The following is a 22,498-nucleotide window of genomic DNA, read 5'->3' on the forward strand; positions in this document are numbered from 1 at the left end:
CTTCTTACCTGCTCCCCGGCCTTCGCCGGGGACGGCTATCATCAGGGCCGAGGTTTCGCATCGAACCGTGCCCCGCGGGTAAGCACCGGGTTAAGCACCTCGTGCCCTCCCCTTCGTTACGCATCCGGGTTATAAGCCGCGCCGCCGGGGGGCGACCGAGGAGAGAGACATGCGCGCCATCGGAACGATCGCGACTGCCCTGCTGGTTGCCGGCTGCATGAACGACGGCAGGCCCACGCCGATGCCGGGGCCGCGCATCTGCAATGCCGGTGTGGTACAGCGCTTTATCGGCGCGCCGATGTCGCCGCAGCTCCAGCCACGGCTGCGGGCACGCAGCGGCGCCTCGAGCGTGCGCGTGGTGCGTCCAGGCGAGGCCGTGACGATGGATTTCCGCCGCGACCGGCTGACGGTGGACGTCAACCAGCGCGGGCGGATCAGCGGGCTGCGCTGCGTCTAGAGGCGCTCAGACCCTGGGCGCGGCGCCGAACAGGTCGTCGGCGAACAGGTCGATCGCCTTTTGCGAGATGCCGGTATTGTTGAGCAGGACGATGCTTTCCTGCGTGTCGTAGCGGTGCGCGAGCAGGCTGCGATAGCCGGCGGTACGGCCGGTTTCCCACGCCGCCTCGACCGGCTTGCCGGCGATCGTCATCGTCCGCACCCGGCCGCCGAGCGAATAGTCCTGCTCGGCGACGCGCACCGTGCGCAGCGCCCTGAGCGAGGCGGGCGAGACGAACCCCTTGTCGAACACTGCATGACCGGCGCGCAGCAGGTCGGCCGCGTTGCTGAAATAGCCGCCCGAGGCCGCCATCACCGGCGTCCGCGGATTGGGCCATTCGACCACCGGATCGACGGTGCGATAGGACAGGGCCGAGCCGGGCTGGTTCTCGGTGCCGAGCGCGGCGGTGGTATGGGCAAGGCCGAGCGGATCGAGCGTGATCTCGCGCATCGCCTGCTGGAAGGGTTTGCCGGTCGCCGTCTCGACGATCGCGACGACGATGAACCAGTTCGTCAGCAGATAGTCGAACTTGCTGCCCGGCTCGAAGATCAGGTCGCCCGAGCAGAAGCGGCGGACCGATTCCGCAGTGCCGATGTCGCGGGTGACCAGGTCGGGCTCGGTCTTGAGCTCGGGCATGAATCCATTGGGTATGCCGCTGGTGTTGGACAGAAGATGCGCGAGCTGAACCTTGGCGCCGGTATCGGCGCGATAGCCGGGAAGCAAGGTCGCGATGGGCGCGTCAAGCGCGACCTTACCTGCCTCGGCCAGCTTGAGGATGGTCACCGTGGTGAGGAATTTCGAGATCGAGGCGATACCGTAGACCGTGTCGGTGGTCACCGGCGCCTTGGTGGCGATGTTCGCCAGCCCGAAATTGCGGACATAGACTTGCTTGCCGGCCTTGGCGCGAAGGATCGTGCCGGCAAAGCCATTGTCCTTAACGAAGGCGTCGATCTTCGCGTCGTCCGGATGGCCCTTTGCCCAGCCGGGCAGCGGTGCCAGTGCGGTCATCCCAATGGCCGCGCCACCCTGCAGCAGCGCGCGTCTGTCGATCCTCATCAAGTCGTCCCTCCCTACGCCTTACACAGCGCTGATTCATTGCGGGGGCGACATGAACGCCATGTTACTAGACTTCGAGGATCGGCTCCTTGCCGAACGCCGCGGCCAACGCCTTGTGGCGTTTCTCGACCGCTTCGCCGTAGAGGGCCTCATCCTCGGGATCGAGGCATAGCGCCAGCGTCTCTTCGTCCATGTGCAGCTCCGAGCGCTTGATCGGCGCAGCGACGCCGCCCGACAGGCGCTGGCCGAGGCGGATGGCGAGCCCCCAGAGCTTGGCGCGCCAGAGCGTATCGTCATCGGCGAGCTGGGGGAGCGGCGCCGGCGTGTCGAGCCCGCCGCCGAGGGCGGTGTAGAGCGCCTGGCCGAGTGCGGCGCGGCCCATCGAGTCGATCGCCACCCAATTGCCGTGCAGCGCCGCGTCGAGGCCGCGTTCGGCACGGAATTCGGGATTGGCGTGCCAGCCGACATCGACGAGCTGGCAGGCGGCGTGGCGCAGCCGGGCCATCTCGGGCGGCTCACCGGCGAAGAGCGGAGCGATCCACTGGTCGAGCAGGTCGCCATGCTCGGGGAAGCGGCCGAGCCGCTCGCCTTCGTCGCGGGTAGCGGCGATCAGCGGGTCCTGCTGGCGCAGTTCGGGCGAGAGGCGCTGGTAGAGCAGCCCCTCGCGCAGGCCATAGGCCGAGACGATCGTGCCCTTGCTGCCGAGCTGCTTGAGCACCTGGGACAGGAGCAGAGCGGCGTCCTCCAGCGAGCCGGCGCGGGCGCTGGAGAGATTGGGGATCGCCTTGAGGTCCGCCTTGGGCATGGCGGCGATCGAGCTGGCCAGCTCGCCGATCCGCGCGACGGCCATCGGGTACTGGTGGGCGATCGGCAGCGGATAATGCTTCAGGTGCATGTCGAGCCGGGCAAGGCTGCGCCAGGAACCGCCGACGAGATAGAAGGGCAGCCCCTTCCCCCGCCCCTTCCACCCGGCATCGCCGAGCAGCCGTGCGACCTTGCGCTCCAGCGCGGCCTTGCCCTCCGCGCGGATCGCGCCGAGGCGCAGGACGCCGAGCGGGAAGGACACGCGATCGGTGACCGTGCCGGCAACGACGCGGACGAGCTCGAGCGAGCCGCCGCCGAGATCGCCGACGATGCCGTCCGCCTCGGGAATGCCCGAAAGCACGCCGAGGCCGGCGGCCATCGCCTCTTCCTCGCCCGACAATGTCTCGACCTCGAGCCCGAGGTTGCGCGCCGTTTCGATCAGCTCGCGTCCGTTGGAAGCATCGCGGACGGCGGCGGTGGCGACGGTTCGCAGCTCACCGACCTGCATCTCGCGGGCGAGCGCCGAGAAGCGCGACAGCGCGCCGCGGGCGGCGGCCATGCTGGCGGGCTCGATCGCCCCGGTCTCGGCCAGGCCGCGGCCGAGGCCGGCCATCACCTTCTCGTTGAACAGCGTCGCCGGCAGGCGCGCGGAGCCCTGATAGACCACGAGGCGCACCGAGTTGGAGCCGATATCGATGATCGCGGTACGATCCTCGACAACGGATGGCTTCGTGCGCGCCTTGCGGAACGGCAATGTCGTCATGCCTTGGCCCTGGTCCTCGCCTTGCGCTTCAGCTGGAGCTTGGGGACCGGCTTGCGTGCGTCGAGCGCGGCGCCGCGGCCCGAAAGCGACGGGTTGGTCATGAAATAGCGGTGCAGGTTGAAGTTCGCATCCTCGCCGGGGGTGATGCGGGTATAGTGCCCGTCGCTGCCGAGCACCCAGCTCTGCTCATTGTCCAGCAAGTTCGCCACCATCACCTGATCGAGCACCTGGTCGTGCACCGTCTTGTTGAGGATCGGGAGCATGAATTCCACCCGGCGATCGAAGTTGCGCTGCATCCAGTCGGCCGAGGAGATGTAGACCTTGGCGCCGTCATTGGGCAGCGCCTTGCCGTTGCCGAACGCCCAGATGCGGCTGTGCTCGAGGAAGCGGCCGACGATCGACTTGACCTTGATGTTCTCGGACATGCCGGGAACGCCGGGGCGCAGGCAGCAGATGCCGCGGATCACCAGCTCGATCTCCACTCCGGCATTGCTCGCCTCGTAGAGCTTCTCGATCACGGCGGGGTCGACCAGCGAGTTCATCTTGGCCCAGAGCTGGCCCGGGCGGCCGGCGCGGGCATGGGCGATCTCGTCATCGATCAGCCCGACCAGACGGTTGCGCAGGTCGCGCGGGGAGATGCCGATCAGTTCCAGCCCGTGCGGCTCCACATAGCCGGTGACATAGTTGAAGATCTGCGCGGCATCGCGGCCCACCCGCGGATCGGCGGTGAAGAAGCTGATGTCGGTGTAGATACGGGCGGTGATCGGGTGGTAGTTGCCGGTGCCGAAGTGGCAATAGGTGCGATAGCCATTGCCCTCGCGCCGCACGACCATCGAGACCTTGGCATGGGTCTTCCAGTCAATGAAGCCATAGACGACCTGGACGCCCGCCCGCTCCAGCGCAGTCGCCCAATAGAGATTCTGCTCCTCGTCGAAGCGGGCTTTCAATTCGACAACCGCGGTGACCGACTTGCCGGCCTCGGCCGCGGCGATCAGCGCGTTGATCACGGCGGGCTGCTTGCCTGCTCGGTAGAGCGTCTGCTTGATCGCCACCACGTCCGGATCGGATGCCGCCTGCTGCAGGAACGAGATGACGACGTCGAAGCTCTCATAAGGGTGGTGGACGACGATGTCCTTGGCCTTGATCGCCGCGAAGCAATCGCCGCCATATTCGCGGATCCGCTCGGGGAAGCGCGGCGTATAGGGGGTGAACTTCAGGTCGGGCCGGTCCTCGTCGACCAGCATCGCCAGGTCGCCGATGCCGAGGAAACCGCCGGTTTCGGTGAGCAGCGCTTCGCTGCCGCCCAGTTCCTCCTTGAGCACCGCCTCCAGCTCCGGCGAGATGCTCTCCTCCATCTCGAGACGGATCACCCGGCCGCGCCGGCGGCGCTTGATCGCCGAGCGGAAGGTCAGGACCAGGTCCTCGGCCTCTTCCTCGATCTCGATGTCGCTGTCGCGCAGCACGCGGAATGCAGCCGCCCCACGCGATTCATAGCCCGGGAAGAGCAGGTGCGAGAAATGCTTGAGCACCGCCTCGACCGCGACATAGCGCGCCGGGTTGCCGGGAAGCCGGACGAAGCGCTTGATCGCGGTGGGCAGCAGGACCAGCTCGCGCACCGGCTCGCGATCCGACTTGCGGACGAGATCGAAGATCACGCTCGATCCCTGGTTGGGGATGAACGGGAACGGGTGCGCGGGATCGAGCGCCTGGGGCGTCAGGATCGGGAAGATCTGGTCGCGGAAATGGGTTTCCAGCCAGGCCTCGGTCTCGCCTTCGATCGCATTGGCGTCGAGGACATGGATATCGGTTTCGAGCAGATCGGCGCGGATGCTGGTCCACACCGCCTGCTGGTTGTCGGCCAGCGCCTCGGCCTCGGCCGAGATGGCGTCGAGCTGCTGGCCCGGGGTGAGGCCATCGACCGAGCGGGTCTCCACCTTCTGGAGCTGCTGGCCCATCAGGCCGGCGACGCGGACCATGAAGAACTCGTCGAAGTTCGAGCCGGAGATCGACAGGAAGCGCAGCCGCTCGAGCAGCGGATGGGCGGGGTTGGTCGCCTCTTCCATCACCCGGCGGTTGAAGGCCAGCCAGCTTAGCTCGCGATTGAAGTAACGTACGGAAGTGTCCGGCAATTCGGTCATCGAAACCCCTTCATCGGCGCGCTGTTTCGCTGCCTTGACCATGCCGTTAGTCGCCCTCCGTTGCGGTTATGAGACCAGCTTCGATCAATGTGGCGCGCACGCTCGGGATCGACAAGCGCCGGCTTTCCTCCAGCTCCAGCGCATCGGCAACGCGCAGGATCGCGATATGGCTGCGCTCGATGCGCTTCGCGATCCAGGCGATCACGTCGGGCTTGGCGTGGAGCAGGTGCCGCTCGAAGGCGCGTTCGAGCAGCTGGGGAATGAGTTCGTCGTCGGGCGGGCCGATCTCGAGCAGCGGCGAAGCGGCGAGGCGCGACTTGAGGTCGGGCAGCTTGACCGCCCATGCCGGCGGCGCGGCCTGGGCGATGATCAGCAGCGGGCGGTGATCGGCCTGGGCCTGGTTCCAGGCGTGGAACACCTCCGCTTCCTTGCCGAGATCGGCATCGTCGAAGATGCGCGCGCCCGTCTTCGCCGCGAAGATGCGCGCGAGCAGGCTGCGGCCGGACTTGCGCGGCCCCACGAGCAGCGCCGACATGACGGGCCAGGTGCCCCAATGTTCGAGCTGATGGACCGCGCGGGCGTTGGAGTCGCTGACCAGGAATTCCGTCTCGCGCGCCTCGGGCAGTCCAAGCGGCAGGCGAAGCTGCGTCATCCGCCGTTCGGAGCTGGTGTGCCGGTGCCGGTGGGGGCCGGTATCGGCTGTTGCCCCGCCCCGCCCCCGCCATTGCCCGGGCGGCGGATGCGGAGGACCCCCGCCCCTTCCTGGACACTCCAGCCGCGCGCCTCAAGCTGGGCGCGCAGCGACGCGATCTGGCCGTCGAACGAGACGCGCATCACCGAGATGCCGCCCAGCGCAAGGCTGGAGGTGACCGCCGAGCGCACGCCCGGAATGCCGCGCAGCGCCGCCTCGCCGGCATTGACCGCACCGACATTGGGCGTGTCGAACTGGATATTCACGCCGCTGGTGCTGGCAGCGTTGATCGCGCCGGCATCGGGCGTGGGCGTCGCGACTTCGGTCGCTTCGTCCGTGGGCTTCTCTTCCTCGGTCTTGGGCGCGGGCGGACGGGTGGCAAGCAGCCGGTCCGTGCCGAGCAGGCCGAGCGCCAGCGCCTGCTGATAGGCCTTGTCGAGGCGCTGCACGCCGGCGTCCATCAGCGTGTCGAGCGAATCGCCATTGTCGACGCGCAGGGCGAAGTCCGCGATCTTCTGGCGATCGGGACCATGGGTGGCGGAGAAGATGCCGATGATCGGCCCACCCGGATATTCGCGGCGGATCTGCACTTCGGCGATGAGCACGTCGGCGGCGCCATATTGGTCGAGCACCGAGCGCCACCAGTTGCGGCCGCGGCGCAGCACCTGGCCGGCGTTGAGCAGCATCGAATCGGGGCCGTTGCCCTGGACGCGAACATAATCGACCGTGCTGCCGCCGCTCTTGAAGCGGTTCCACGCCTTGGCCCAGGCGGTCTCGCGTTCGAAGACCAGGCCCGATCCGCCCGAATATTCGAGCGGGACGATCAGCATCGGCGGCGACTGGTTCACTGCGACCGACACACCGAGGATGCTGCCCGCCTTGTTGCGATCGAACAGCACGCTGAGGCGCGCGATATAGCGCGTCGGTCCGATCTGCTCCTTCTCGACAACGATGCCGGTTACCAGCGAATCGAGCGCCGAATCGGACATGCTGGAGGGCTTGCCGGTCAGCTTGCGCGACAGCATCTCCCAGCCCTTGCGCTGGGCGAGCCGCCAGCCGCCATAGCGCGCGGCATCGGCATCCTTGCCCTTGACGTCGACATCGACGCCCGAGACTTCGAAGCTGCCCGAGGCGTCGATCGGCACGGCGCTGCCGCCCGCGGCCTTCTCCCCTTCGGCGAGCACGGCACCGAGCCCCGCAAGCGCGAGCGCGGAGGCAATGCCGATGGTGAGGGATTTGCGGGCAAGGGTCATGCGACGGCCCTTTTGGCGAAGGGCGCGGGGAAATCCAAGCGTCATGTGCAGGGTGCGGCCCTACACTCCTTTTCCGTCATCCCCGCGAAGGCGGGGATCCAGGGTCACAAAGGTCTGCGCTGCCTGGCTCTGGATCGCCGCCTTCGCGGGGATGACGCTTATTGGGTGACGGTTGCGGTACTGCCGGGGTGACGCGGGGCGAAGTCGGCGCTATGCGCGCCGCATGAGCGACCAGAAGAACTATACCTACGCCCAGGCGGGTGTCTCGATCGCGGCCGGCAACGCGCTGGTCCGGGCGATCGGCCCGCTCGCCAAGTCCACGCGCCGCGCCGGTGCCGATGCCGATCTCGGCGGGTTCGGCGGCGTGTTCGACCTGAAGGCGGCCGGGTTCACCGATCCGCTGCTGGTCGCGGCGAACGACGGCGTGGGCACCAAGCTCAAGCTCGCGATCGATTACAACGCGCATGACGGCGTCGGCGTCGACCTGGTCGCGATGTGCGCCAACGATCTGATCGTCCAGGGCGCCGAGCCGCTGTTCTTCCTCGACTATTATGCCAGCGGCAAGCTGGTGCCCGAGACCGCCGAGCGCGTGATCGCCAGCATCGCCGAGGGCTGCCGCCAGGCCGGCTGCGCGCTGATCGGTGGCGAGACCGCCGAGATGCCGGGCATGTACGCCGATGAGGACTATGACCTGGCCGGTTTCTGCGTCGGCGCAGTCGAGCGCGACCGTCTGCTCGACGGTTCTGCGATCCGCCCGGGAGACGTGCTGCTCGGCCTGGGCTCGACCGGCGTGCACTCGAACGGATTCTCGCTGGTCCGACGCCTCGCCGCCGACAAGGGCTGGAAGATGGACCGCCCGGCGCTGTTCGATCAGGAAGTGATCCTGCTCGATGCGCTGATGGCGCCGACCCGCATCTATGTGCAAAGCCTGCTTCCGCAACTTCGCAAGGGCACGATCCACGGCCTGGCGCACATCACCGGCGGCGGCCTGCTCGAGAATGTCCCGCGCGTGCTGCCCGAAGGCTGCCATGCACGGATCGACGCCGGTTCGTGGCCGCTGCCCCGCCTGATGGCCTTCCTCCAGGCGCAGGGGAATATCGAGCCCGAGGAAATGGCGCGCACCTTCAACTGCGGCATCGGCATGGTCGCGGTGGTCTCGCCCGACGTGGCGGAAGCGGTGAAGGCGGAACTCTATGACGCGGGCGAGGAAGTGTTCGTGATCGGCGAAGTCGTCGAGGGCGAACGCGGCTGCACCGTGTTCGGCGGTGGCGAGACCTGGAGCGCGCGCGGGGAGTGGTCCGCCACCCACAATGCGTAAGAAGCTCGGCATCCTGATTTCCGGGCGCGGTTCGAACATGGCCGCGCTTGTCGAGGCCGCGAAAGCTGCCGACTGCCCCTATGAAGTCGCGCTCGTCGCCAGTGACAAGCCGGCGGCCGAAGGCCTTGCCTGGGCCGCCGAGCAGGGGGTCGCCACCTTCGCGCAGAGCCCCAAGGGCATGCCCAAGGCCGAATATGAAGCGAAGATCGACGCGGCGCTGCGCGAGGCCGGGGTCGAGGCGATCGCACTCGCCGGATACATGCGCCTGCTCACCGACGATTTCGTCGCGCGCTGGCGCGGACGGATCGTCAACATCCATCCCTCGCTGCTGCCCAAGTACAAGGGCCTCGATACCCATGCCCGTGCGATCGCGGCGGGGGACAGCCATGGCGGCGCATCGGTGCATATCGTCACCGAGGAGCTCGACGCCGGCGAAGTGCTCGGCCAGGCCGAAGTGGCGATCCTGCCCGGCGACACGGTTGAAAGCCTTGCGCAGCGCGTGCTGAAGGAGGAACATCGGCTCTACCCAAGGGTAGTCGCCGAGTTCCTATGCCGCTGAACCGACACTCGATCCGGATTCTCTTCGCTATCGGCACTGCCGCCGCTCCGGCCGTACCCGCCGCCGCGCAAGCCGTTCCGCCCCGGACAACCGGCGACGACAGGAAGCCCGGCGGCTTCGTCGCCGTCCCGACCAGGGCGCCGGAACCGTTCAAGCCCGCCCCCCTGCCCGCGCGACCGGCGGTGCCGCCGCGGCTGCTCACCGCTATTGTCGGGCCGGACGATTATCCGGCCGCCCTGATCGCGGCGGGCGCGCAGGGGCGCATCGTCGTCACCATCCAGATTTCGGCATCGGGTGAACCGACCGCGTGCGAAATCAGGCAGAGCACCGGCTTTCCCGCCCTGGACAGCCACACCTGCGGGCTGGTGATGCAGCGTGCCCGCTTCGAACCAGCCCGCAACGAACAGGGAGACCCGGTACGAAGCTATGTCCTCGCGCCCATCACCTGGCAGATTCCCACGGAGTGAAGGAAAAGCGATGCCGCTGAGCCCCGACCAAGACGCTGTCCTCGTCCAGGTCCGCGCGATCGCGCTGGAGCTTCCCGAGACCGAGGAACGCCCCAGCCATGGCCAGCCGACCTTCTTTGTCGCAGGCAAGCAGTTCGCCCAGTTCCGCCATGATCATCATGGCGATGGCCGCACCATCGTCGCGGTGAAGACCGCCGATGACGAGGAAGGGCCGAACCTGATCGGCATCGCGCCGGAGACCTATTCGAAGGTCGCCTATTTCGGGGTGGGCTGGGTCGGCATTGCGCTCGGCGGGCCCGATGTCGATTGGGACTTTGTCGGCGACCGGATTGCGCGGAGCTGGGAACTGGCCGCTCCACGCCGGTTGCTCGAAGCCGGCGGGCGCTGAAAAAACGGCGCTTTTTCGTCGCTTGCCCCGGATATTTTCCTGTTCACCTTTGTTAGTTCCCCATTCATCCTCCTGTGCCGGGCACGGCGGACAAGGAAGAAGCATGGGACAGAAGATCTCGCCCGCAGAACCGGAAGAAGTGGCCGGCGTGGCCACTGCGGAGCAAGGCGTGGTGTTGCTCGACGGGCCGAATGGCGTTGCCATTTCGATGACGCCCCAGGCTGCCGAGGAGACCGGTCGCCGCCTCGTCGCGGCGGCGCAGGAAGCGGCCAGCCAGGGAAGCGCGCAGGCGCATCCGAGCTGAACCCCTTGCGCTACTTCCCCCGCCCCCGCGATAAGGGGCGCCGATGATCAAGGTCGCCAGCTACAATATGCGCAAGTCGATCGGTACCGACCGCCGTCGACGCCCGGAGCGCACGCTGCAGGTGCTTTGCGAGATCGGCGCCGATATCGTTGCGCTCCAGGAAGCCGATCGCCGTTTCGGCGAGCGTTCGGCTGTGCTCACCCAGCATCTGCTCTCCGAGCATAGCGACTACAAGCCCGTGCCCTTCGGCACCAAGGCGCGATCGATGGGCTGGCATGGCAATGCCCTGCTGGTCCGCAAGGACGCGACGATCCTCGATTGCGAAGCGATCCACCTGCCCGCGCTGGAGCCGCGCGGCGCGGTGATGGCCGATGTGCGGCTCGCCGGCGGAACGGTGGTGCGGGTGGTCGGCATGCATCTGGATCTGTCCGGCCTGTGGCGGCGGCGTCAGGCGCATGCGATCATCACGCACCTCCAGGCGAGCACCCACCAGTATCCGACGATCCTGATGGGCGACCTGAACGAATGGAGCGCCCAGTCCGGCTGCCTTCGCGATTTCTCCAGCCATTACGCATTCGCCAGCACCGGCAAGAGCTTCCATGCCCGCCGCCCGATGGCGCGGCTCGACCGGATCATGGCCAGTCCGGAGTTGACCATAACCGATGCCGGGGTGCACGACAGCCTGCAGGCGCGCACCGCGTCCGACCACCTGCCCATCTGGGCGACTATAAAGGTCTAATGGCCGAAACGCGCGACAAGGAACTGCGGCTCGCACTGGTCTGCTACGGCGGGATCAGCCTGGCCGTGTACATGCACGGCATCACCAAGGAGATCTGGCGCCTCGCCCGGGCGAGTTGCGCCGAGCGCGACGGTGCCAATGGCGGCCCCGATGTCTATCGCGAATTGCTCGAGGAGATCCGCGAGAGCTGCGGGGTGAACCTGCGCGTTTTGGTCGATATCCTGGCCGGCGCCAGCGCAGGTGGGATCAACACGGTGTTCCTGGCCCAGGCGATCGCCACCGGCCAGTCGCTCGATCCGCTGACCGACCTGTGGATGGACAATGCCGATGTCGAGGCGCTGCTCGAGCCGCGCCAGCGCCCGTCGCACCGCTTCGCCAAGCTATGGGCGGTGCCGATCGCCTGGCTGGTCGCCAATCGCTCCAAGACGGTCGACGAGACGGTGGAAGCCGGCGCGCGTGAGGAAGTGCGCACCAAGCTCGAGCATTTCGTCCGCTCGCGCTGGTTCGAGCCGCCCTTTGGCGGCAAGCGGCTGGCCAACACGATCCTCGACGCCTTTGGCGCGATGGCCAAGGGGCCGAAGGAGAAGCGTCTGTTGCCCGAGGGGCAGCCGCTCGACCTGTTCGTCACCGTCACCGATTTCCGCGGCCATCCCGAGGCGCTGCGGCTCAATTCGCCGGCCAGCGTCATGGAGAATGAACACCGGCTGGTCTTCTCGTTCACCGATCGCGGCTATCCGGACGAGAAGTTCGCCGACGCGCCGAGCCTCACCTTCGCGGCGCGCGCCACTTCCAGCTTCCCGGGCGCCTTCCCGCCGATGACCCTGGCCGAGATGGACGACCTGCTCGCCGAGCGGAAACAGGCCTGGCCGCAGCGCAGCGCGTTCCTCGAGCGGGTGCTGCCGCGCCAATGGGCGGAGAACAAGGCCGAGAAGGCGGTGCTGATCGACGGATCGGTGCTCGCCAACGCGCCCTTCCGCCCGGCCATGGAAGCACTGAAGGAACGCCCCGCCCGTCGCCAGGTCGACCGGCGCTTCGTCTTCGTCGATCCCTTCCCCAATTTCCGCTTCGACTTTTACGGCGGCGACGAAGGGACGCCCCCCGGCTTCTTCGCCACGATTATCGGCGCGCTGTCCGAGCTGCCGCGCGAGCAGCCGATCCGCGACAATCTCGACGAGATCGCACGGCGTTCGCACCGGATCGAGCGGATGCTGGGTATCCTCGCCGAGATCCGCGCCGATGTCGAAACCCAGGTCGAGGCGCTGTTCGGCTACACGCTGTGGCTCGACTATCCCAACCCCAAGCGGCTCGCCGCCTGGCGCAAGCGCGCCCAGGTCTCCGCGGCGGCCAAGGCGGGCTATGGGCACACGGCCTACGGCCTGCTCAAGGTCGAGGGCGCGATCGATCGAACCGCGCGGCTGCTCTATACGGTCGGCGAGCAGCATGGTCCTGAGCGGCTGCACGAGATCCGCGAAGCACTGGCCGCCGCGGTCCAGTCGCGCGGGGCGGACCGGTTCGGCGCGATGCATTCCAATGGCGCTTCGCCCGAGACACTGGAGTTCCTGCGCGCGCACGACCTGGGCTTTCGAATCCGTCGGCTGCGCCTGCTCGCCCGGCGCCTGACCGAGATCGACTTGCCGACCAGCCACGGCGAACTCAGGCCGATGCGCGAGGCGATCTATGATTCGCTTGCCAGCTATCTCGAGCTCAAGCGCGCCGACACCTATGCCGATCTGCGCGACGAGATCCGTATGATGACCGACGATGCCGGCCCGATCCTCGATCGGCTGGCGGAGCGGATGCAGCTCAAGAAGCTGGATGGCGAGACCGATGCGCGGCTGGCCGAGGGGCTGAGCACGCTGTCGAAGGAGCTGCGCCGGCCGATGTTGCTCGCGCATCTCGGCTTCCCCTTCTACGACATCGCCACGCTGCCGTTGCTCCAGGGCGAGGGCGTCGACGAGTTCGACCCGATCCGGGTGGACCGCATCGCCCCCGACGACGCCACGGCGATCCGCACCGGCGGCGCCGAGGCGACGCTCAAGGGCATCCAGTTCAACAGCTTCGGTGCCTTTTTCAGCCGGGCATACCGCGAGAACGACTATCTCTGGGGCCGCCTGCACGGCGCGGACCGGCTGATCGACATCGTCCTTTCCACCCTCGATCCCGCGGTGCGGCTGTCGGAGGAGCGGACGGCGGCGATCAAGCGGCGGATGTTCCATGCGATCCTCGACGAGGAGGAGCCGCGGTTGACCAGGATCCCCGGGCTGTTCGCGGAGCTGCGGGCGGAGATCGGCTGAGGCTGGCCAAATCGTGCTTCCCGGCATAGAACCGCCTCGACCTAACGCGGGAAGGGAGACGGATGCGGTTTCTGAAGGTGCTGTTCTGGCTGTTGCTGGGCGGCCTTGTCGCGGGCTTCGTGATCTATAATGGCGACGAGCGCGTGAACGTGCACCTGTGGAGCGGGTTGATCGCCGATTTCAGCCTGCCGCTGCTCCTGATCCTCGTCTTTCTCGCCGGGCTGCTGCCCGTGCTGCTCGCCTATCATGCGCTGCGCTGGCGGATGCGGCAGCGGATCACCGGACTGGAGCGCGCGCTGAACGATGTGCGCGCAATCAATGCGATGCCAGAGCCCGCGCCGGTCACGCCCGAGCCCGTAGCTGTCCTCCCCGCTTCGCCCCAGGGCGGCCTGCCGCTGGGAGACGCATGATGAGCCCCATCTACGTCGCGATCGACACGCCCGACTTGGAGCGCGCCAAGAGCATCGCCCAACGCGTGAAGGCGCATGTCGGGGGCATCAAGCTCGGCCTCGAATTCTTCATGGCGAACGGTCGCGCCGGCGTGCACGAGATGCATGACATCGGCCTGCCGATCTTCCTCGACCTGAAGTTCCATGACATCCCCAACACCGTCGCCAAGGCGATCCAGGCGCTGCGCCCGCTCGAGCCGGCGATCCTGACCGTGCACGCAGCCGGCGGCCGCGCGATGCTGGAAGACGCCAAGGCCGCGGCACCGACCGGGACCAAGGTGGTGGCGGTGACGATGCTCACCAGCCTCGACGACAGCGACCTCACTTCGATCGGCCTCAAGCCCGACCCGCATGAGCAGGTGATGCGGCTGACCGAACTGGCCAAGTCCTCGGGAGTCGACGGCATCGTCTGCTCGGGCAACGAAGTCGCGGCGGCCAAGAAGATCTGGCACGATGGCTTCTTCGTCATCCCCGGCGTGCGCCCGGCGAATGGCGTGATCGGCGACCAGAAGCGCGTGGTCACCCCCCGCGCCGCGCTCGATGCCGGTGCCTCGATCCTGGTGGTCGGTCGCCCGATTACCCAGGCCGCCGACCCGGATCTCGCCGCGCGCGAGATCGAGGCGACGCTCTAGCATGATCGGTGGCGCGGCTCTGTTGCTCGCGTTGCTGTTTCCGCAGACCGCGTCACCATCGGGCGGCATCGTGATCTTCGAGCCGGAGCGGGCGAGAGAGCTGCTTAGCCAATGCTCGCGCTCGGTGCCGAAGCCCGGCGAAGGCGGTTGGACACCGACTGTGGCGGACATTGCCAGGCTTGAAGCGAAGCTTCCCGGCGCATTCCATGTCGCGGCACTGAGTCCCTATGCCTATAAGGAGCTCGTACTCCAGAGCGCGCCCAAGGGCTGGATCCGCCAATATGTGGGCATAGTCCGCGGCGGAAAGCGCTTCATTTACGGCAATTTCGCACCGGCTTCGGTCGAGCAGTACGAGCCGGGCCGGGGTCGCCATCCAATCATGGTCTGCGATGGCGGCCCCGGCTTCTTCGGCGCCGAATATGATGTCGAGATGGATGCGATCAGCCATCTCGCCTTCAACGGCATGGCCTGACGCTTACCCGTTGAGCGCGGCGAACACCTGCGCATAGTCCCCTCGCGCTTCGGCGAAGCGCAGGAACTTGACCCGTTCGGTCAGGTTCTCGGCCGCGCCCGCCTCGAACTGCGCCATCGTCTCGGCGATATAGTCGGCGAGCGGCATCGAGCGCGGGTCCTCGGCATGGCCCGGCATCAGGTCAGTGGCCACCGCCGGCGGCGCGATCTCGATCACTTCGACGCTGGTGCCCTTGAGCTGGTGGCGCAGCGACTGGCTCCAGCTGTGGATCGCCGCCTTGGTCGCCGAATAGGTCGGCGTGGCAGTGAGCGGGACAAAGGCCAGGCCCGAGCTCACCGTGGCGACCGTCGCCCTGGGCTGGGCCAGCAGGTGCGGCAGCAGCGCGGCGTTGAGGCGGATCGGCCCGAGCAGGTTGGTGGCGATCGTCGCTTCGGCGATGGCCAGGTCCGATCCCGGTGCGACCAGCTTCTCGGCCTGCATGATCCCGGCATTATGGATCACGACGTTGAGCGCCGGATGCGCCGCGACGATCTCGCGGGCGAAGCGGGCAATGTCCTCGGCATCGGAGACGTCGAGCGTCGCGGTGGCGATGCCCGGATTGGCGGCGGCGACTTCCTCCAGCGCGCTGGCGCGGCGTCCCGAGACGATCACTTTGTTGCCCCGCGCATGCAGCGCCTCGGCAAGCGCGCGGCCGATGCCGGTGCCGCCGCCGGTGATCAGGATGGTGTTGCCGGTGATGTCCATGGTCGAGCTCCTTTCGAATGTCTGGACGCCGGATATCGTATCGTGGTACCTAATGGGGAGTAGGCACCCAAAATATTCATACATACCTTTTGGAAACTATGGCGACCAATCCCCATCACGACTATCCCGATCTCGATCCGCGGGTGGAGGCGCTCGTCACCGAGATCATCGGCCGCGTCGCCGACAAATGGACGATGATCGTGCTCGAGGCGCTGACCGAGCATGGCGAGCTGCGCTTCTCGAAGCTGCGTGCGGAATGCGGCGGGATCAGTCAGAAGATGCTCACCCAGACGGTGCGACAGATGGAGCGCGACGGGCTGCTGATCCGTACCGTCCACCCGGTGATCCCGCCGCGCGTCGAATATCGCCTCACCGAACTGGGCGGCAGCCTGGCCGAGGCATTCTGCGGCGTATGGGTCTGGGCGGCGCGCAACCTGGAGCGGATCGAGACGTCACGGGCGGATTTCGATGCGCGGGCCATCGACTAGCAATCCATCCGTTCCCCGGCGAAGGTCGGGTCTAGTTGCCAAGTCGTTCGAGAGTCTTACGCGCCATCGATAGTGCGCCGAGACTGGCCCCCGGTCTTCGCCGGTGAACAGATTAGGTGTACTTGCCAAACGCGGCCTACCATCCGACAGCAGCCCCATGCCTGACCCCATCATCCGTCCCGCCACGCGCGATGACTTGCCCGCGATCCACCCGATCATCGAGCGCGCTTATCGCGGCGAGACCGCGCGCGCCGGATGGACGCATGAGGCGGACCTGATCATCGACAGCCCGCGGACCGACATCGCGACGCTGATTGCCATCGTCGACGATCCTGGCCAGCGCCTGCTGGTCGCCGACACCGGCAATGGCCTGCTCGGCTGCGTGCAGGTGACCAGCAAGGGCGATGGCCTCGCCTATCTCGGATTGCTCTGCGTCGACCCGGGGCTGCAGTCGGGCGGACTCGGCAAGCAGCTGGTCACCGCCGCCGAGGATTGCGCGCGCGAGACTTTCGGCGCCAGCGTGATGGAGATGACGGTGATCGACAAGCGCGCCGAGCTGATCGCCTTCTACGAGCGCCGCGGCTATCGCAATTCGGGCGAGAAGCGCGATTTCCCGGTGCCGCTCGACCCACCCCTGTTCATGGTCGTGCTGGTCAAGGGCCTCTGATGCCGGTCACTGCCAAGATCTGCGGCCTGTCCACGCCCGAGACGCTCGATGCCGCGGTGCAGGGTGGCGCGAGCCATGTCGGCTTCGTCTTCTTCCCGCCTTCCCCGCGCAACCTCTCGTTCGAACAGGCCCGCGCGCTGATCGCGCGGGTGCCGGCACATGTCGGCACCGTCGGCGTGTTCGTCGATCCGGACGAGGCGCTGCTCAGCGCCGCGCTCGCCACCGGTATCCAGGCGGTACAGCTCCACAAGACCGCGCCCGACCGTGCCGCCGCGATCCGGATGCGCGTGCCCGTCTGGGCGGCGATTGCGGTGAAGACCCGCGCCGATCTCGGCCAGGCCGCTGCGTATCGCGGCGCAGCCGATCGCATCCTCTACGACGCGAAAACCCCGGAGGGCGCCGCCCTGCCCGGCGGCATGGGCCTGCGTTTCGATTGGAAGCTGCTCGAGAACCTCCCCCAGCCCTTGCCCTGGGCGCTTTCAGGCGGGCTCGATGCCGGCAACCTCCGCGAGGCGGTGGGCGTCACGGGCGCCAGGCTGGTCGATGTCTCCTCGGGCGTAGAGAGCGCGCCGGGCGTCAAGGATGTTGCCAAGATCGCTGCATTCCTTAAAGCGGTCGGGCAATGTTGAGGCCGTTCGCCCCTGTCCGCATCGAGTTTCGATGGCGTTGATCGCTCGCTCCCACGCCAGCGCCCGCCATCCGAAATCATGAGAGACGCAATGACCGACCCTGCAACCCTGCCCAATTCCCTGCGCAACCTGCCTGACGAGCATGGCCATTTCGGCCAGTTCGGTGGCCGCTTCGTCGCCGAGACGCTGATGCCGTTGATCCTCGACCTGGAGCGCGAATATCGCGCGGCCAAGGCGGATCCCGCGTTCAAGGCCGAGTTCGACGACCTGCTCGAGCATTATGTCGGCCGCCCGAGCCCGCTCTATTTCGCCGAGCGGCTGACCGAGCATTACGGCGGCGCGAAGATCTACTTCAAGCGCGAGGAGCTGAACCACACCGGCGCGCACAAGATCAACAACTGCATCGGTCAGATCCTGCTCGCGATGCGGATGGGCAAGACCCGGATCATCGCCGAGACCGGTGCGGGGCAGCACGGCGTCGCCACCGCGACGGTTGCAGCGCGCTTCGGCCTGCCCTGCGTGATCTTCATGGGCGCCAAGGATGTCGAGCGGCAGAAGCCGAACGTATTCCGGATGAAGCTCCTCGGGGCCGAAGTGCATCCGGTGACCAGCGGCGCGGAGACGCTCAAGGACGCGATGAACGAAGCCCTTCGAGATTGGGTCGCGAACGTCCACGACACGTTCTACATCATCGGCACTGCGGCGGGCCCGCACCCCTATCCCGAGCTGGTTCGCGACTTCCAGAGCGTGATCGGTATCGAGGCGCGCGAGCAGATCCAGAAGGCGGAGGGCCGCCTGCCCGACCTGCTGATCGCTGCGGTGGGCGGCGGATCTAACGCGATCGGGCTGTTCCATCCCTTCCTAGACGATGCGGACGTCGCGATGATCGGCGTGGAAGCGGCAGGTCACGGCATCGAGACCGGCCAGCATGCCGCCTCGCTCAAGGGCGGCAGCCCGGGCATCCTCCACGGCAACCGCACCTATCTGCTCCAGGACGAAGACGGCCAGATCACCGAGGCGCACTCGATCTCGGCGGGCCTCGACTATCCGGGCATCGGCCCCGAGCATAGCTGGCTGCACGAGAGCGGCCGGGTGGAATATCTCCCGATCACCGACCAGCAGGCACTCGACGCCTTCCAGCTCTGCTGCAAGCTGGAGGGGATCATCCCGGCGCTGGAAAGCTCGCACGCGCTCGCCGCGCTGGAGACCAAGGCGCGGGAAATGGGTCCGGACAAGATCATCGTGGTCAATGTCTCGGGCCGCGGCGACAAGGACATCTTCACGGTGGCGGACGCGCTAGGAGTGGAGCTGTGAGCCGTAGGTTCGCTCGGGCAGCCTTCATTATCGCGCTCGTTATCGTGGCGATGGCCGTGGGTATTGGCATCGGCCAGTCTTTCTTCGGATGGGGCGGCGGTCTGGGTGCCGTACTTGGCGTGGCTGCGTTGCTCACGGGAGGAACGGTGTTCGACCGGTTCTTCGCTCCAACCGGAGCCATCAAATGAGCCGACTTCCGATCCTGATCGCCGCGCTGGTGCTGGCGCTGCTGTTCGACGTCGCGTTGATGCGCGAGATCGCCGAGGCCTGGCAGATTCCCGCCGATGTCTACCGCCTGCTGACCATGACTGCGGGCGTGCTGATCAGCGTGTACGGCATGCGCGCCTTCACGCGTGCCGGAGCTAAGCCGCAGTGCAAGGTGCGGTCGTGACGCCCCTCGGCTACGTGGCGAACCTTGCCCCTTTCCTGCTGGTCGCAACTGTGGTGCTGGTCGCGCTCTTCGGTCTTGTGCTGTTCATTCGCGCCCGCGTCGCCCAACGGCACTTCAATGCTGCAATTCTGCCGATCGCCGCAGTGAGCCATTTCCTGCTCAGCCTTGGGACTATGGCCGCACTGATGGTTTACCGCCGGCATCTCGCCGGGCTGGACCAGACTGCATGCCTGGACCATGCTCGGCAGCAGATCCAAGCTGGCGCAGTCGCCGTTCTCGCGTGCGACCCGGTGGTTTTCGAACTCTGGCGGAAGCAGGCTGGCAGCGACCTGACTGCCTATATCGTGATGAGCGGAATCCTCTTCGGCGGCCTCTTCATCTTCTATCGTTCGTGCTTTGAAAGGACGTCGCATGTCCAGGCTTGAGACGGCCTTTGCCGGTACGGAGGCCCGAGGCCATGCCGCGCTGGTCACCTTCATCACCGCGGGTGACGGCGATACCGCCGCCAATCTCGACGCGCTCGTTGCTGGCGGGGCGGACGTGATCGAGCTGGGCATGCCCTTCACCGATCCGATGGCCGATGGCCCGGCGATCCAGGCGGGGAACCTGCGCGCGCTCGGTGCCGGCACGCGCACCGCCGATGTGCTCGCTATCGCCAAGGGGTTCCGCGCGCGTCATCCGGACGTGCCGCTGGTGCTGATGGGTTATGCCAACACGATGACCCGGCCCACGCCCGAAGCCTTTGCCGCAAAGGCGGCCGAGGCTGGTGCGGACGGCGTCATCATCGTCGATATCCCGCCCGAAGAGGCCGCCGAAGTCGCGCCGTTTACCGCGAACGGCATCGACGTGATCCGCCTCGCCACCCCCACCACCGATGCCGCGCGGCTGCCGGCGGTACTCAAGGGCGCGTCGGGCTTCCTCTACTACGTCTCGGTCGCCGGGATCACCGGGCTGCAACAGGCTGCCCAGGGATCGATCGAGGACGCCGTGGCACGGCTCAAGGCCGCCACCGAGATCCCCGTCGCAGTCGGCTTCGGCGTCCGTACGCCGAAACAGGCCGAGGCGATCGCGCGGGTGGCCGATGGCGTCGTCGTCGGCTCCGCAATCGTTGAACTTGTCGGAAAACACGGGAAGGATGCGCCGGAACCCATCCGCGCCTATATCCACTCCCTCAAGACGGCCGTGGAGGCCGCAAGGAAAGAAGTCGCATGAGCTGGATCGATCGCGTCCGCAACGTCCTGGCCTTCACGCCCAAGAAGGACACCCCCGACAACCTCTGGCACAAGTGCAAGGGTTGCGGGCAGATGACCTTCATGAAGGAGCTGGAGGCGAACCAGCATGTCTGCCCGCATTGCGATCATCATGACCGCATCGGCCCGGCCGAGCGCTTCGCCTATCTGTTCGACGAGGGTAGCTACACCGTGCTCGCCACGCCGAAGGTGGCCGAGGACCCGCTCAAGTTCCGTGACCAGAAGCCCTACCCTGCGCGCCTCAAGGCCGCGCGGACCAGCACTGGCGAGCAGGACGCATTCATCAACGCCTCGGGCAAGATCCTTGGCCGCAAGGCGGTGATCGGCGTGCAGGACTTCGCCTTCATGGGCGGCTCGATGGGCCAGGCCGTGGGCGAGGCTTTCATCCAAGGCGTCGAGGCGGCGATCGCCGCGCGGGCGCCGTTCATCGCCTTCACCGCCTCGGGCGGCGCGCGCATGCAGGAGGGCATCCTCTCCCTGATGCAGATGCCGCGCACCACCGTGGCGATCGAGATGCTCCACGATGCCGGCCTGCCCTATATCGTCGTGTTGACCGACCCGACCTCGGGCGGCGTGATGGCGGCCTATGCGATGCTGGGCGACGTCCAGATCGCCGAGCCGCGCGCCACCCTGGCCTTCACCGGCCGCCGCGTGATCGAGAACACGATCCGCGAGAAGCTGCCCGACGATTTCCAGACCTCGGAATATTATCGCGAGCACGGCCTGATCGATATGGTCACCCACCGCAAGGACCTGCGCGAGACGCTCGGCCAGCTGATCGGGCTGCTCTGCGAGGGCAAGAAGGCAGCGTAAGGCCCGGGCTGGAAGCAGAGCCATGGCCGACCACGCCGTCTCCTCCGATCCGCATGTCCAGCGCCAGCTCGACCGGCTGACCGCGCTCTCGCCGGGTGCCGACATCCTCGGGCTCGACCGGATCACTCGGCTGCTCGAGCGGGTCGGCAGCCCGCAGCTTGCATTGCCGCCGGTGCTCCATGTCGCCGGCACCAACGGCAAGGGCTCGACCTGTGCCTTCCTGCGCGGCGCGATAGAGGCGTCGGGCATGCGTGCGCATGTCTATTCGAGCCCGCATCTCGTCCGCTTCAACGAGCGTATCCGCCTGTCGGGTGAGCTGATCGCAGATGCGATCCTGGCGCCCTTGCTCGAGGAAGTGCTCGACGCGGGCGGCGATATCGGCGCGAGCTTCTTCGAGGTTACCACCGCCGCCGCCTTCCTTGCCTTTGCCCGGGTACCGGCGGATGCGCTGATCCTCGAGGTAGGCCTTGGCGGGCGGCTCGATGCGACCAATGTGGTCGATCGGCCGGCGGTGACCGGCATTGCCCAGCTCGGCATCGACCACCAGAGCTTCCTCGGCGATACGCTGGAGAAGATCGCGGCCGAGAAGGCGGGCATTGCCAAGCCCGGGGTGCCGCTGGTGACGATGCACTATGCCCCGCACATCGCCGAGATCATCGCCGCCGCCGGCGCGCCGGTCTTCGCGCAGGGCAGCGCCTGGGATTTCGAGACGCGTGGCGATCGGCTCGTGTACCGCGATGCCCGCGGCGAGGTGGAGACGCCCCTCCCCGCCATGGCCGGGCCGCACCAGCCGGCCAATCTCTCGCTCGCCATCGCGATGCTGCGCCACCAGCAGGCGCTCACGGTGCCGGACGCCGCCTTCGCCGCCACGGCGACCGGCACGCGCTGGCCCGCGCGCATGCAGAAGCTCGGCGACGGCCCCCTCCTCCACCTCCTGCCCCCGGGCAGCGAGCTGTGGCTCGACGGCGGGCATAACGAAGCCGCCGCCGCCGCAGTAAGTGCCACGCTCGCCCAGGTCGCGCAGGGCCGCCCGGTGCAACTCGTGCTCGGCATGCTCGCCAACAAGGATGCGCAGGGCCTGCTCGCGCCCTTCGCGAAGCTCGCGGCCGGCCTGCACGCGGTACCGGTGCCCGGCCATGAGCACCACGTCCCCGCCAGGCTTGCCGAAGTCGCGCAGACGCTCGGCATCCCCCACGCCTCGGTCGCGCCCGACGTGCCTCGCGCGCTTACCGCGATCGCCCGCGAGGGTGGTGCGCCGCTCGTGCTGGTGCTCGGCTCGCTCTACCTCGCCGGCACCGTGCTTGCAGCTAACGAGGAATTGCCCACCTGATCCTGCTCCCGGTTTTCTCCGGGGAACGGTTCAAACACGACCAGTTGCA

At 67.3% G+C, this 22,498-nt stretch carries 26 protein-coding genes and 1 pseudogene; 21 read left to right on the plus strand and 6 right to left on the minus strand.

All coding sequences use genetic code 11. The features are described 5' to 3' along the window. Nucleotides 1-169 precede the first annotated feature (169 nt). The gene (locus AC1RJ5_RS01565) at nucleotides 170-457 is read left to right on the plus strand and encodes an I78 family peptidase inhibitor (protein ID WP_269575390.1); all 288 of its coding nucleotides are present in this window, start codon (nucleotides 170-172) and stop codon (nucleotides 455-457) included. 6 nt (nucleotides 458-463) lie between these two features. On the opposite strand, the gene AC1RJ5_RS01570 is transcribed toward AC1RJ5_RS01565, so the two are convergent. From AC1RJ5_RS01570 to AC1RJ5_RS01590, 5 genes are all read right to left on the minus strand, one after another. Further along, nucleotides 464-1,552 carry a serine hydrolase domain-containing protein gene (locus tag AC1RJ5_RS01570; RefSeq protein WP_342249772.1) on the minus strand — a complete coding sequence of 363 codons (1,089 nt, stop codon included), beginning with the start codon at nucleotides 1,550-1,552 and terminating at the stop codon, nucleotides 464-466. 67 nt (nucleotides 1,553-1,619) lie between these two features. Next, nucleotides 1,620-3,119 (minus strand): Ppx/GppA phosphatase family protein, encoded by a 1,500-nt coding sequence (locus AC1RJ5_RS01575; RefSeq protein WP_342249773.1) that lies wholly within the window; start codon nucleotides 3,117-3,119, stop codon nucleotides 1,620-1,622. Further along, nucleotides 3,116-5,257, minus strand: coding sequence for an RNA degradosome polyphosphate kinase (locus tag AC1RJ5_RS01580; protein ID WP_269575387.1), 2,142 nt, complete (start codon nucleotides 5,255-5,257; stop codon nucleotides 3,116-3,118). The genes AC1RJ5_RS01575 and AC1RJ5_RS01580 overlap by 4 nt, the downstream gene beginning before the upstream one ends. A 46-nt stretch (nucleotides 5,258-5,303) precedes the next feature. Next, a complete protein-coding gene (locus tag AC1RJ5_RS01585; RefSeq protein WP_493111341.1) occupies nucleotides 5,304-5,909 on the minus strand; it encodes a P-loop NTPase family protein in 606 nt (201 codons plus the stop codon). Beyond that, nucleotides 5,906-7,201 (minus strand): heavy-metal-associated domain-containing protein, encoded by a 1,296-nt coding sequence (locus tag AC1RJ5_RS01590; RefSeq protein ID WP_269575385.1) that lies wholly within the window; start codon nucleotides 7,199-7,201, stop codon nucleotides 5,906-5,908. The genes AC1RJ5_RS01585 and AC1RJ5_RS01590 overlap by 4 nt, the downstream gene beginning before the upstream one ends. 223 nt (nucleotides 7,202-7,424) lie before the next feature. Between AC1RJ5_RS01590 and purM the strand changes: the two genes are divergently transcribed. The 10 genes from purM to AC1RJ5_RS01640 all read left to right on the plus strand — a co-directional run bounded on the left by purM (nucleotide 7,425) and on the right by AC1RJ5_RS01640 (nucleotide 14,823). Then, nucleotides 7,425-8,519 carry a phosphoribosylformylglycinamidine cyclo-ligase gene (purM, locus tag AC1RJ5_RS01595; protein WP_269575384.1) on the plus strand — a complete coding sequence of 365 codons (1,095 nt, stop codon included), beginning with the start codon at nucleotides 7,425-7,427 and terminating at the stop codon, nucleotides 8,517-8,519. Then, a complete protein-coding gene (gene purN, locus AC1RJ5_RS01600) occupies nucleotides 8,512-9,078 on the plus strand; it encodes a phosphoribosylglycinamide formyltransferase (protein ID WP_493111344.1) in 567 nt (188 codons plus the stop codon). Before purM ends, purN begins: the two co-directional genes overlap by 8 nt. Further along, the gene (locus AC1RJ5_RS01605) at nucleotides 9,069-9,545 is read left to right on the plus strand and encodes an energy transducer TonB (RefSeq protein WP_269575382.1); all 477 of its coding nucleotides are present in this window, start codon (nucleotides 9,069-9,071) and stop codon (nucleotides 9,543-9,545) included. Before purN ends, AC1RJ5_RS01605 begins: the two co-directional genes overlap by 10 nt. Nucleotides 9,546-9,555: 10 nt before the next feature. Next, a complete protein-coding gene (locus AC1RJ5_RS01610; RefSeq protein WP_269575381.1) occupies nucleotides 9,556-9,933 on the plus strand; it encodes an MmcQ/YjbR family DNA-binding protein in 378 nt (125 codons plus the stop codon). Nucleotides 9,934-10,036: 103 nt separating this feature from the next. Further along, nucleotides 10,037-10,237, plus strand: a complete 201-nt coding sequence (locus tag AC1RJ5_RS01615) for a hypothetical protein (protein WP_269575380.1) — start codon at nucleotides 10,037-10,039, stop codon at nucleotides 10,235-10,237. A 43-nt stretch (nucleotides 10,238-10,280) separates the two neighbouring features. Continuing rightward, the gene (locus tag AC1RJ5_RS01620) at nucleotides 10,281-10,976 is read left to right on the plus strand and encodes an endonuclease/exonuclease/phosphatase family protein (protein ID WP_269575379.1); all 696 of its coding nucleotides are present in this window, start codon (nucleotides 10,281-10,283) and stop codon (nucleotides 10,974-10,976) included. After that, nucleotides 10,976-13,270: a patatin-like protein gene (locus tag AC1RJ5_RS01625; RefSeq protein ID WP_269575378.1), complete on the plus strand. Its 2,295-nt coding sequence runs from the start codon at nucleotides 10,976-10,978 to the stop codon at nucleotides 13,268-13,270. The genes AC1RJ5_RS01620 and AC1RJ5_RS01625 overlap by 1 nt, the downstream gene beginning before the upstream one ends. A gap of 62 nt (nucleotides 13,271-13,332) precedes the next feature. Further along, nucleotides 13,333-13,680: a LapA family protein gene (locus tag AC1RJ5_RS01630; protein WP_493111348.1), complete on the plus strand. Its 348-nt coding sequence runs from the start codon at nucleotides 13,333-13,335 to the stop codon at nucleotides 13,678-13,680. Continuing rightward, nucleotides 13,677-14,351 (plus strand): orotidine-5'-phosphate decarboxylase, encoded by a 675-nt coding sequence (gene pyrF / locus AC1RJ5_RS01635; protein WP_269575376.1) that lies wholly within the window; start codon nucleotides 13,677-13,679, stop codon nucleotides 14,349-14,351. The genes AC1RJ5_RS01630 and pyrF overlap by 4 nt, the downstream gene beginning before the upstream one ends. A gap of 1 nt (nucleotide 14,352) precedes the next feature. Continuing rightward, nucleotides 14,353-14,823, plus strand: a complete 471-nt coding sequence (locus tag AC1RJ5_RS01640; RefSeq protein ID WP_493111351.1) for a hypothetical protein — start codon at nucleotides 14,353-14,355, stop codon at nucleotides 14,821-14,823. Nucleotides 14,824-14,826: 3 nt separating this feature from the next. Here AC1RJ5_RS01640 and AC1RJ5_RS01645 read toward each other — a convergent pair whose 3' ends face one another. After that, the gene (locus tag AC1RJ5_RS01645) at nucleotides 14,827-15,567 is read right to left on the minus strand and encodes an SDR family oxidoreductase (protein ID WP_493111353.1); all 741 of its coding nucleotides are present in this window, start codon (nucleotides 15,565-15,567) and stop codon (nucleotides 14,827-14,829) included. A 98-nt stretch (nucleotides 15,568-15,665) separates the two neighbouring features. On the opposite strand from AC1RJ5_RS01645, the gene AC1RJ5_RS01650 reads away from it, so the two are divergent. From AC1RJ5_RS01650 to AC1RJ5_RS01695, 10 genes and pseudogenes are all read left to right on the plus strand, one after another. Beyond that, nucleotides 15,666-16,055, plus strand: coding sequence for a winged helix-turn-helix transcriptional regulator (locus AC1RJ5_RS01650; RefSeq protein ID WP_342249782.1), 390 nt, complete (start codon nucleotides 15,666-15,668; stop codon nucleotides 16,053-16,055). A 157-nt stretch (nucleotides 16,056-16,212) separates the two neighbouring features. Continuing rightward, nucleotides 16,213-16,722: a GNAT family N-acetyltransferase gene (locus tag AC1RJ5_RS01655; protein WP_269575372.1), complete on the plus strand. Its 510-nt coding sequence runs from the start codon at nucleotides 16,213-16,215 to the stop codon at nucleotides 16,720-16,722. Next, nucleotides 16,722-17,345 (plus strand): annotated as a pseudogene (locus AC1RJ5_RS01660) (phosphoribosylanthranilate isomerase); the annotation flags it as partial. The gene AC1RJ5_RS01655 and the pseudogene AC1RJ5_RS01660, both read left to right, overlap by 1 nt. A gap of 96 nt (nucleotides 17,346-17,441) precedes the next feature. Then, on the plus strand, nucleotides 17,442-18,665 hold the full coding sequence (gene trpB / locus AC1RJ5_RS01665) for a tryptophan synthase subunit beta (RefSeq protein WP_269575370.1): 1,224 nt from the start codon (nucleotides 17,442-17,444) through the stop codon (nucleotides 18,663-18,665). Continuing rightward, nucleotides 18,662-18,853, plus strand: a complete 192-nt coding sequence (locus AC1RJ5_RS01670) for a hypothetical protein (RefSeq protein WP_269575369.1) — start codon at nucleotides 18,662-18,664, stop codon at nucleotides 18,851-18,853. Before trpB ends, AC1RJ5_RS01670 begins: the two co-directional genes overlap by 4 nt. Then, on the plus strand, nucleotides 18,850-19,056 hold the full coding sequence (locus AC1RJ5_RS01675) for a hypothetical protein (protein WP_493111356.1): 207 nt from the start codon (nucleotides 18,850-18,852) through the stop codon (nucleotides 19,054-19,056). Before AC1RJ5_RS01670 ends, AC1RJ5_RS01675 begins: the two co-directional genes overlap by 4 nt. Then, nucleotides 19,053-19,481 carry a hypothetical protein gene (locus AC1RJ5_RS01680; RefSeq protein ID WP_493111358.1) on the plus strand — a complete coding sequence of 143 codons (429 nt, stop codon included), beginning with the start codon at nucleotides 19,053-19,055 and terminating at the stop codon, nucleotides 19,479-19,481. Before AC1RJ5_RS01675 ends, AC1RJ5_RS01680 begins: the two co-directional genes overlap by 4 nt. Continuing rightward, entirely contained in the window at nucleotides 19,468-20,268 is an 801-nt protein-coding gene (trpA, locus tag AC1RJ5_RS01685) for a tryptophan synthase subunit alpha (RefSeq protein WP_493111360.1), read from the plus strand. Before AC1RJ5_RS01680 ends, trpA begins: the two co-directional genes overlap by 14 nt. Continuing rightward, complete coding sequence (accD, locus tag AC1RJ5_RS01690; RefSeq protein WP_184166047.1) at nucleotides 20,265-21,119, plus strand: acetyl-CoA carboxylase, carboxyltransferase subunit beta; 855 nt, start codon at nucleotides 20,265-20,267, stop codon at nucleotides 21,117-21,119. Before trpA ends, accD begins: the two co-directional genes overlap by 4 nt. Nucleotides 21,120-21,141: 22 nt before the next feature. After that, complete coding sequence (locus AC1RJ5_RS01695; RefSeq protein WP_493111362.1) at nucleotides 21,142-22,449, plus strand: bifunctional folylpolyglutamate synthase/dihydrofolate synthase; 1,308 nt, start codon at nucleotides 21,142-21,144, stop codon at nucleotides 22,447-22,449. The last annotated feature ends 49 nt before the right edge of the window (nucleotides 22,450-22,498 follow it).

The organism is Sphingomonas sp. GW822-FHT03G08 (assembly GCF_058801135.1).

Bases quoted from the DNA above. Each gene is read 5' to 3' on its own strand.
- AC1RJ5_RS01565 (WP_269575390.1), top strand. From the start codon at position 170: ATGCGCGCCATCGGAACGATCGCGACTGCCCTGCTGGTTGCCGGCTGC.
- AC1RJ5_RS01570 (WP_342249772.1), bottom strand. From the start codon at position 1,552: ATGAGGATCGACAGACGCGCGCTGCTGCAGGGTGGCGCGGCCATTGGG.
- AC1RJ5_RS01575 (WP_342249773.1), bottom strand. From the start codon at position 3,119: ATGACGACATTGCCGTTCCGCAAGGCGCGCACGAAGCCATCCGTTGTC.
- AC1RJ5_RS01580 (WP_269575387.1), bottom strand. From the start codon at position 5,257: ATGACCGAATTGCCGGACACTTCCGTACGTTACTTCAATCGCGAGCTA.
- AC1RJ5_RS01585 (WP_493111341.1), bottom strand. From the start codon at position 5,909: ATGACGCAGCTTCGCCTGCCGCTTGGACTGCCCGAGGCGCGCGAGACG.
- AC1RJ5_RS01590 (WP_269575385.1), bottom strand. From the start codon at position 7,201: ATGACCCTTGCCCGCAAATCCCTCACCATCGGCATTGCCTCCGCGCTC.
- purM (WP_269575384.1), top strand. From the start codon at position 7,425: ATGAGCGACCAGAAGAACTATACCTACGCCCAGGCGGGTGTCTCGATC.
- purN (WP_493111344.1), top strand. From the start codon at position 8,512: ATGCGTAAGAAGCTCGGCATCCTGATTTCCGGGCGCGGTTCGAACATG.
- AC1RJ5_RS01605 (WP_269575382.1), top strand. From the start codon at position 9,069: ATGCCGCTGAACCGACACTCGATCCGGATTCTCTTCGCTATCGGCACT.
- AC1RJ5_RS01610 (WP_269575381.1), top strand. From the start codon at position 9,556: ATGCCGCTGAGCCCCGACCAAGACGCTGTCCTCGTCCAGGTCCGCGCG.
- AC1RJ5_RS01615 (WP_269575380.1), top strand. From the start codon at position 10,037: ATGGGACAGAAGATCTCGCCCGCAGAACCGGAAGAAGTGGCCGGCGTG.
- AC1RJ5_RS01620 (WP_269575379.1), top strand. From the start codon at position 10,281: ATGATCAAGGTCGCCAGCTACAATATGCGCAAGTCGATCGGTACCGAC.
- AC1RJ5_RS01625 (WP_269575378.1), top strand. From the start codon at position 10,976: ATGGCCGAAACGCGCGACAAGGAACTGCGGCTCGCACTGGTCTGCTAC.
- AC1RJ5_RS01630 (WP_493111348.1), top strand. From the start codon at position 13,333: ATGCGGTTTCTGAAGGTGCTGTTCTGGCTGTTGCTGGGCGGCCTTGTC.
- pyrF (WP_269575376.1), top strand. From the start codon at position 13,677: ATGATGAGCCCCATCTACGTCGCGATCGACACGCCCGACTTGGAGCGC.
- AC1RJ5_RS01640 (WP_493111351.1), top strand. From the start codon at position 14,353: ATGATCGGTGGCGCGGCTCTGTTGCTCGCGTTGCTGTTTCCGCAGACC.
- AC1RJ5_RS01645 (WP_493111353.1), bottom strand. From the start codon at position 15,567: ATGGACATCACCGGCAACACCATCCTGATCACCGGCGGCGGCACCGGC.
- AC1RJ5_RS01650 (WP_342249782.1), top strand. From the start codon at position 15,666: ATGGCGACCAATCCCCATCACGACTATCCCGATCTCGATCCGCGGGTG.
- AC1RJ5_RS01655 (WP_269575372.1), top strand. From the start codon at position 16,213: ATGCCTGACCCCATCATCCGTCCCGCCACGCGCGATGACTTGCCCGCG.
- trpB (WP_269575370.1), top strand. From the start codon at position 17,442: ATGACCGACCCTGCAACCCTGCCCAATTCCCTGCGCAACCTGCCTGAC.
- AC1RJ5_RS01675 (WP_493111356.1), top strand. From the start codon at position 18,850: ATGAGCCGACTTCCGATCCTGATCGCCGCGCTGGTGCTGGCGCTGCTG.
- trpA (WP_493111360.1), top strand. From the start codon at position 19,468: ATGTCCAGGCTTGAGACGGCCTTTGCCGGTACGGAGGCCCGAGGCCAT.
- accD (WP_184166047.1), top strand. From the start codon at position 20,265: ATGAGCTGGATCGATCGCGTCCGCAACGTCCTGGCCTTCACGCCCAAG.
- AC1RJ5_RS01695 (WP_493111362.1), top strand. From the start codon at position 21,142: ATGGCCGACCACGCCGTCTCCTCCGATCCGCATGTCCAGCGCCAGCTC.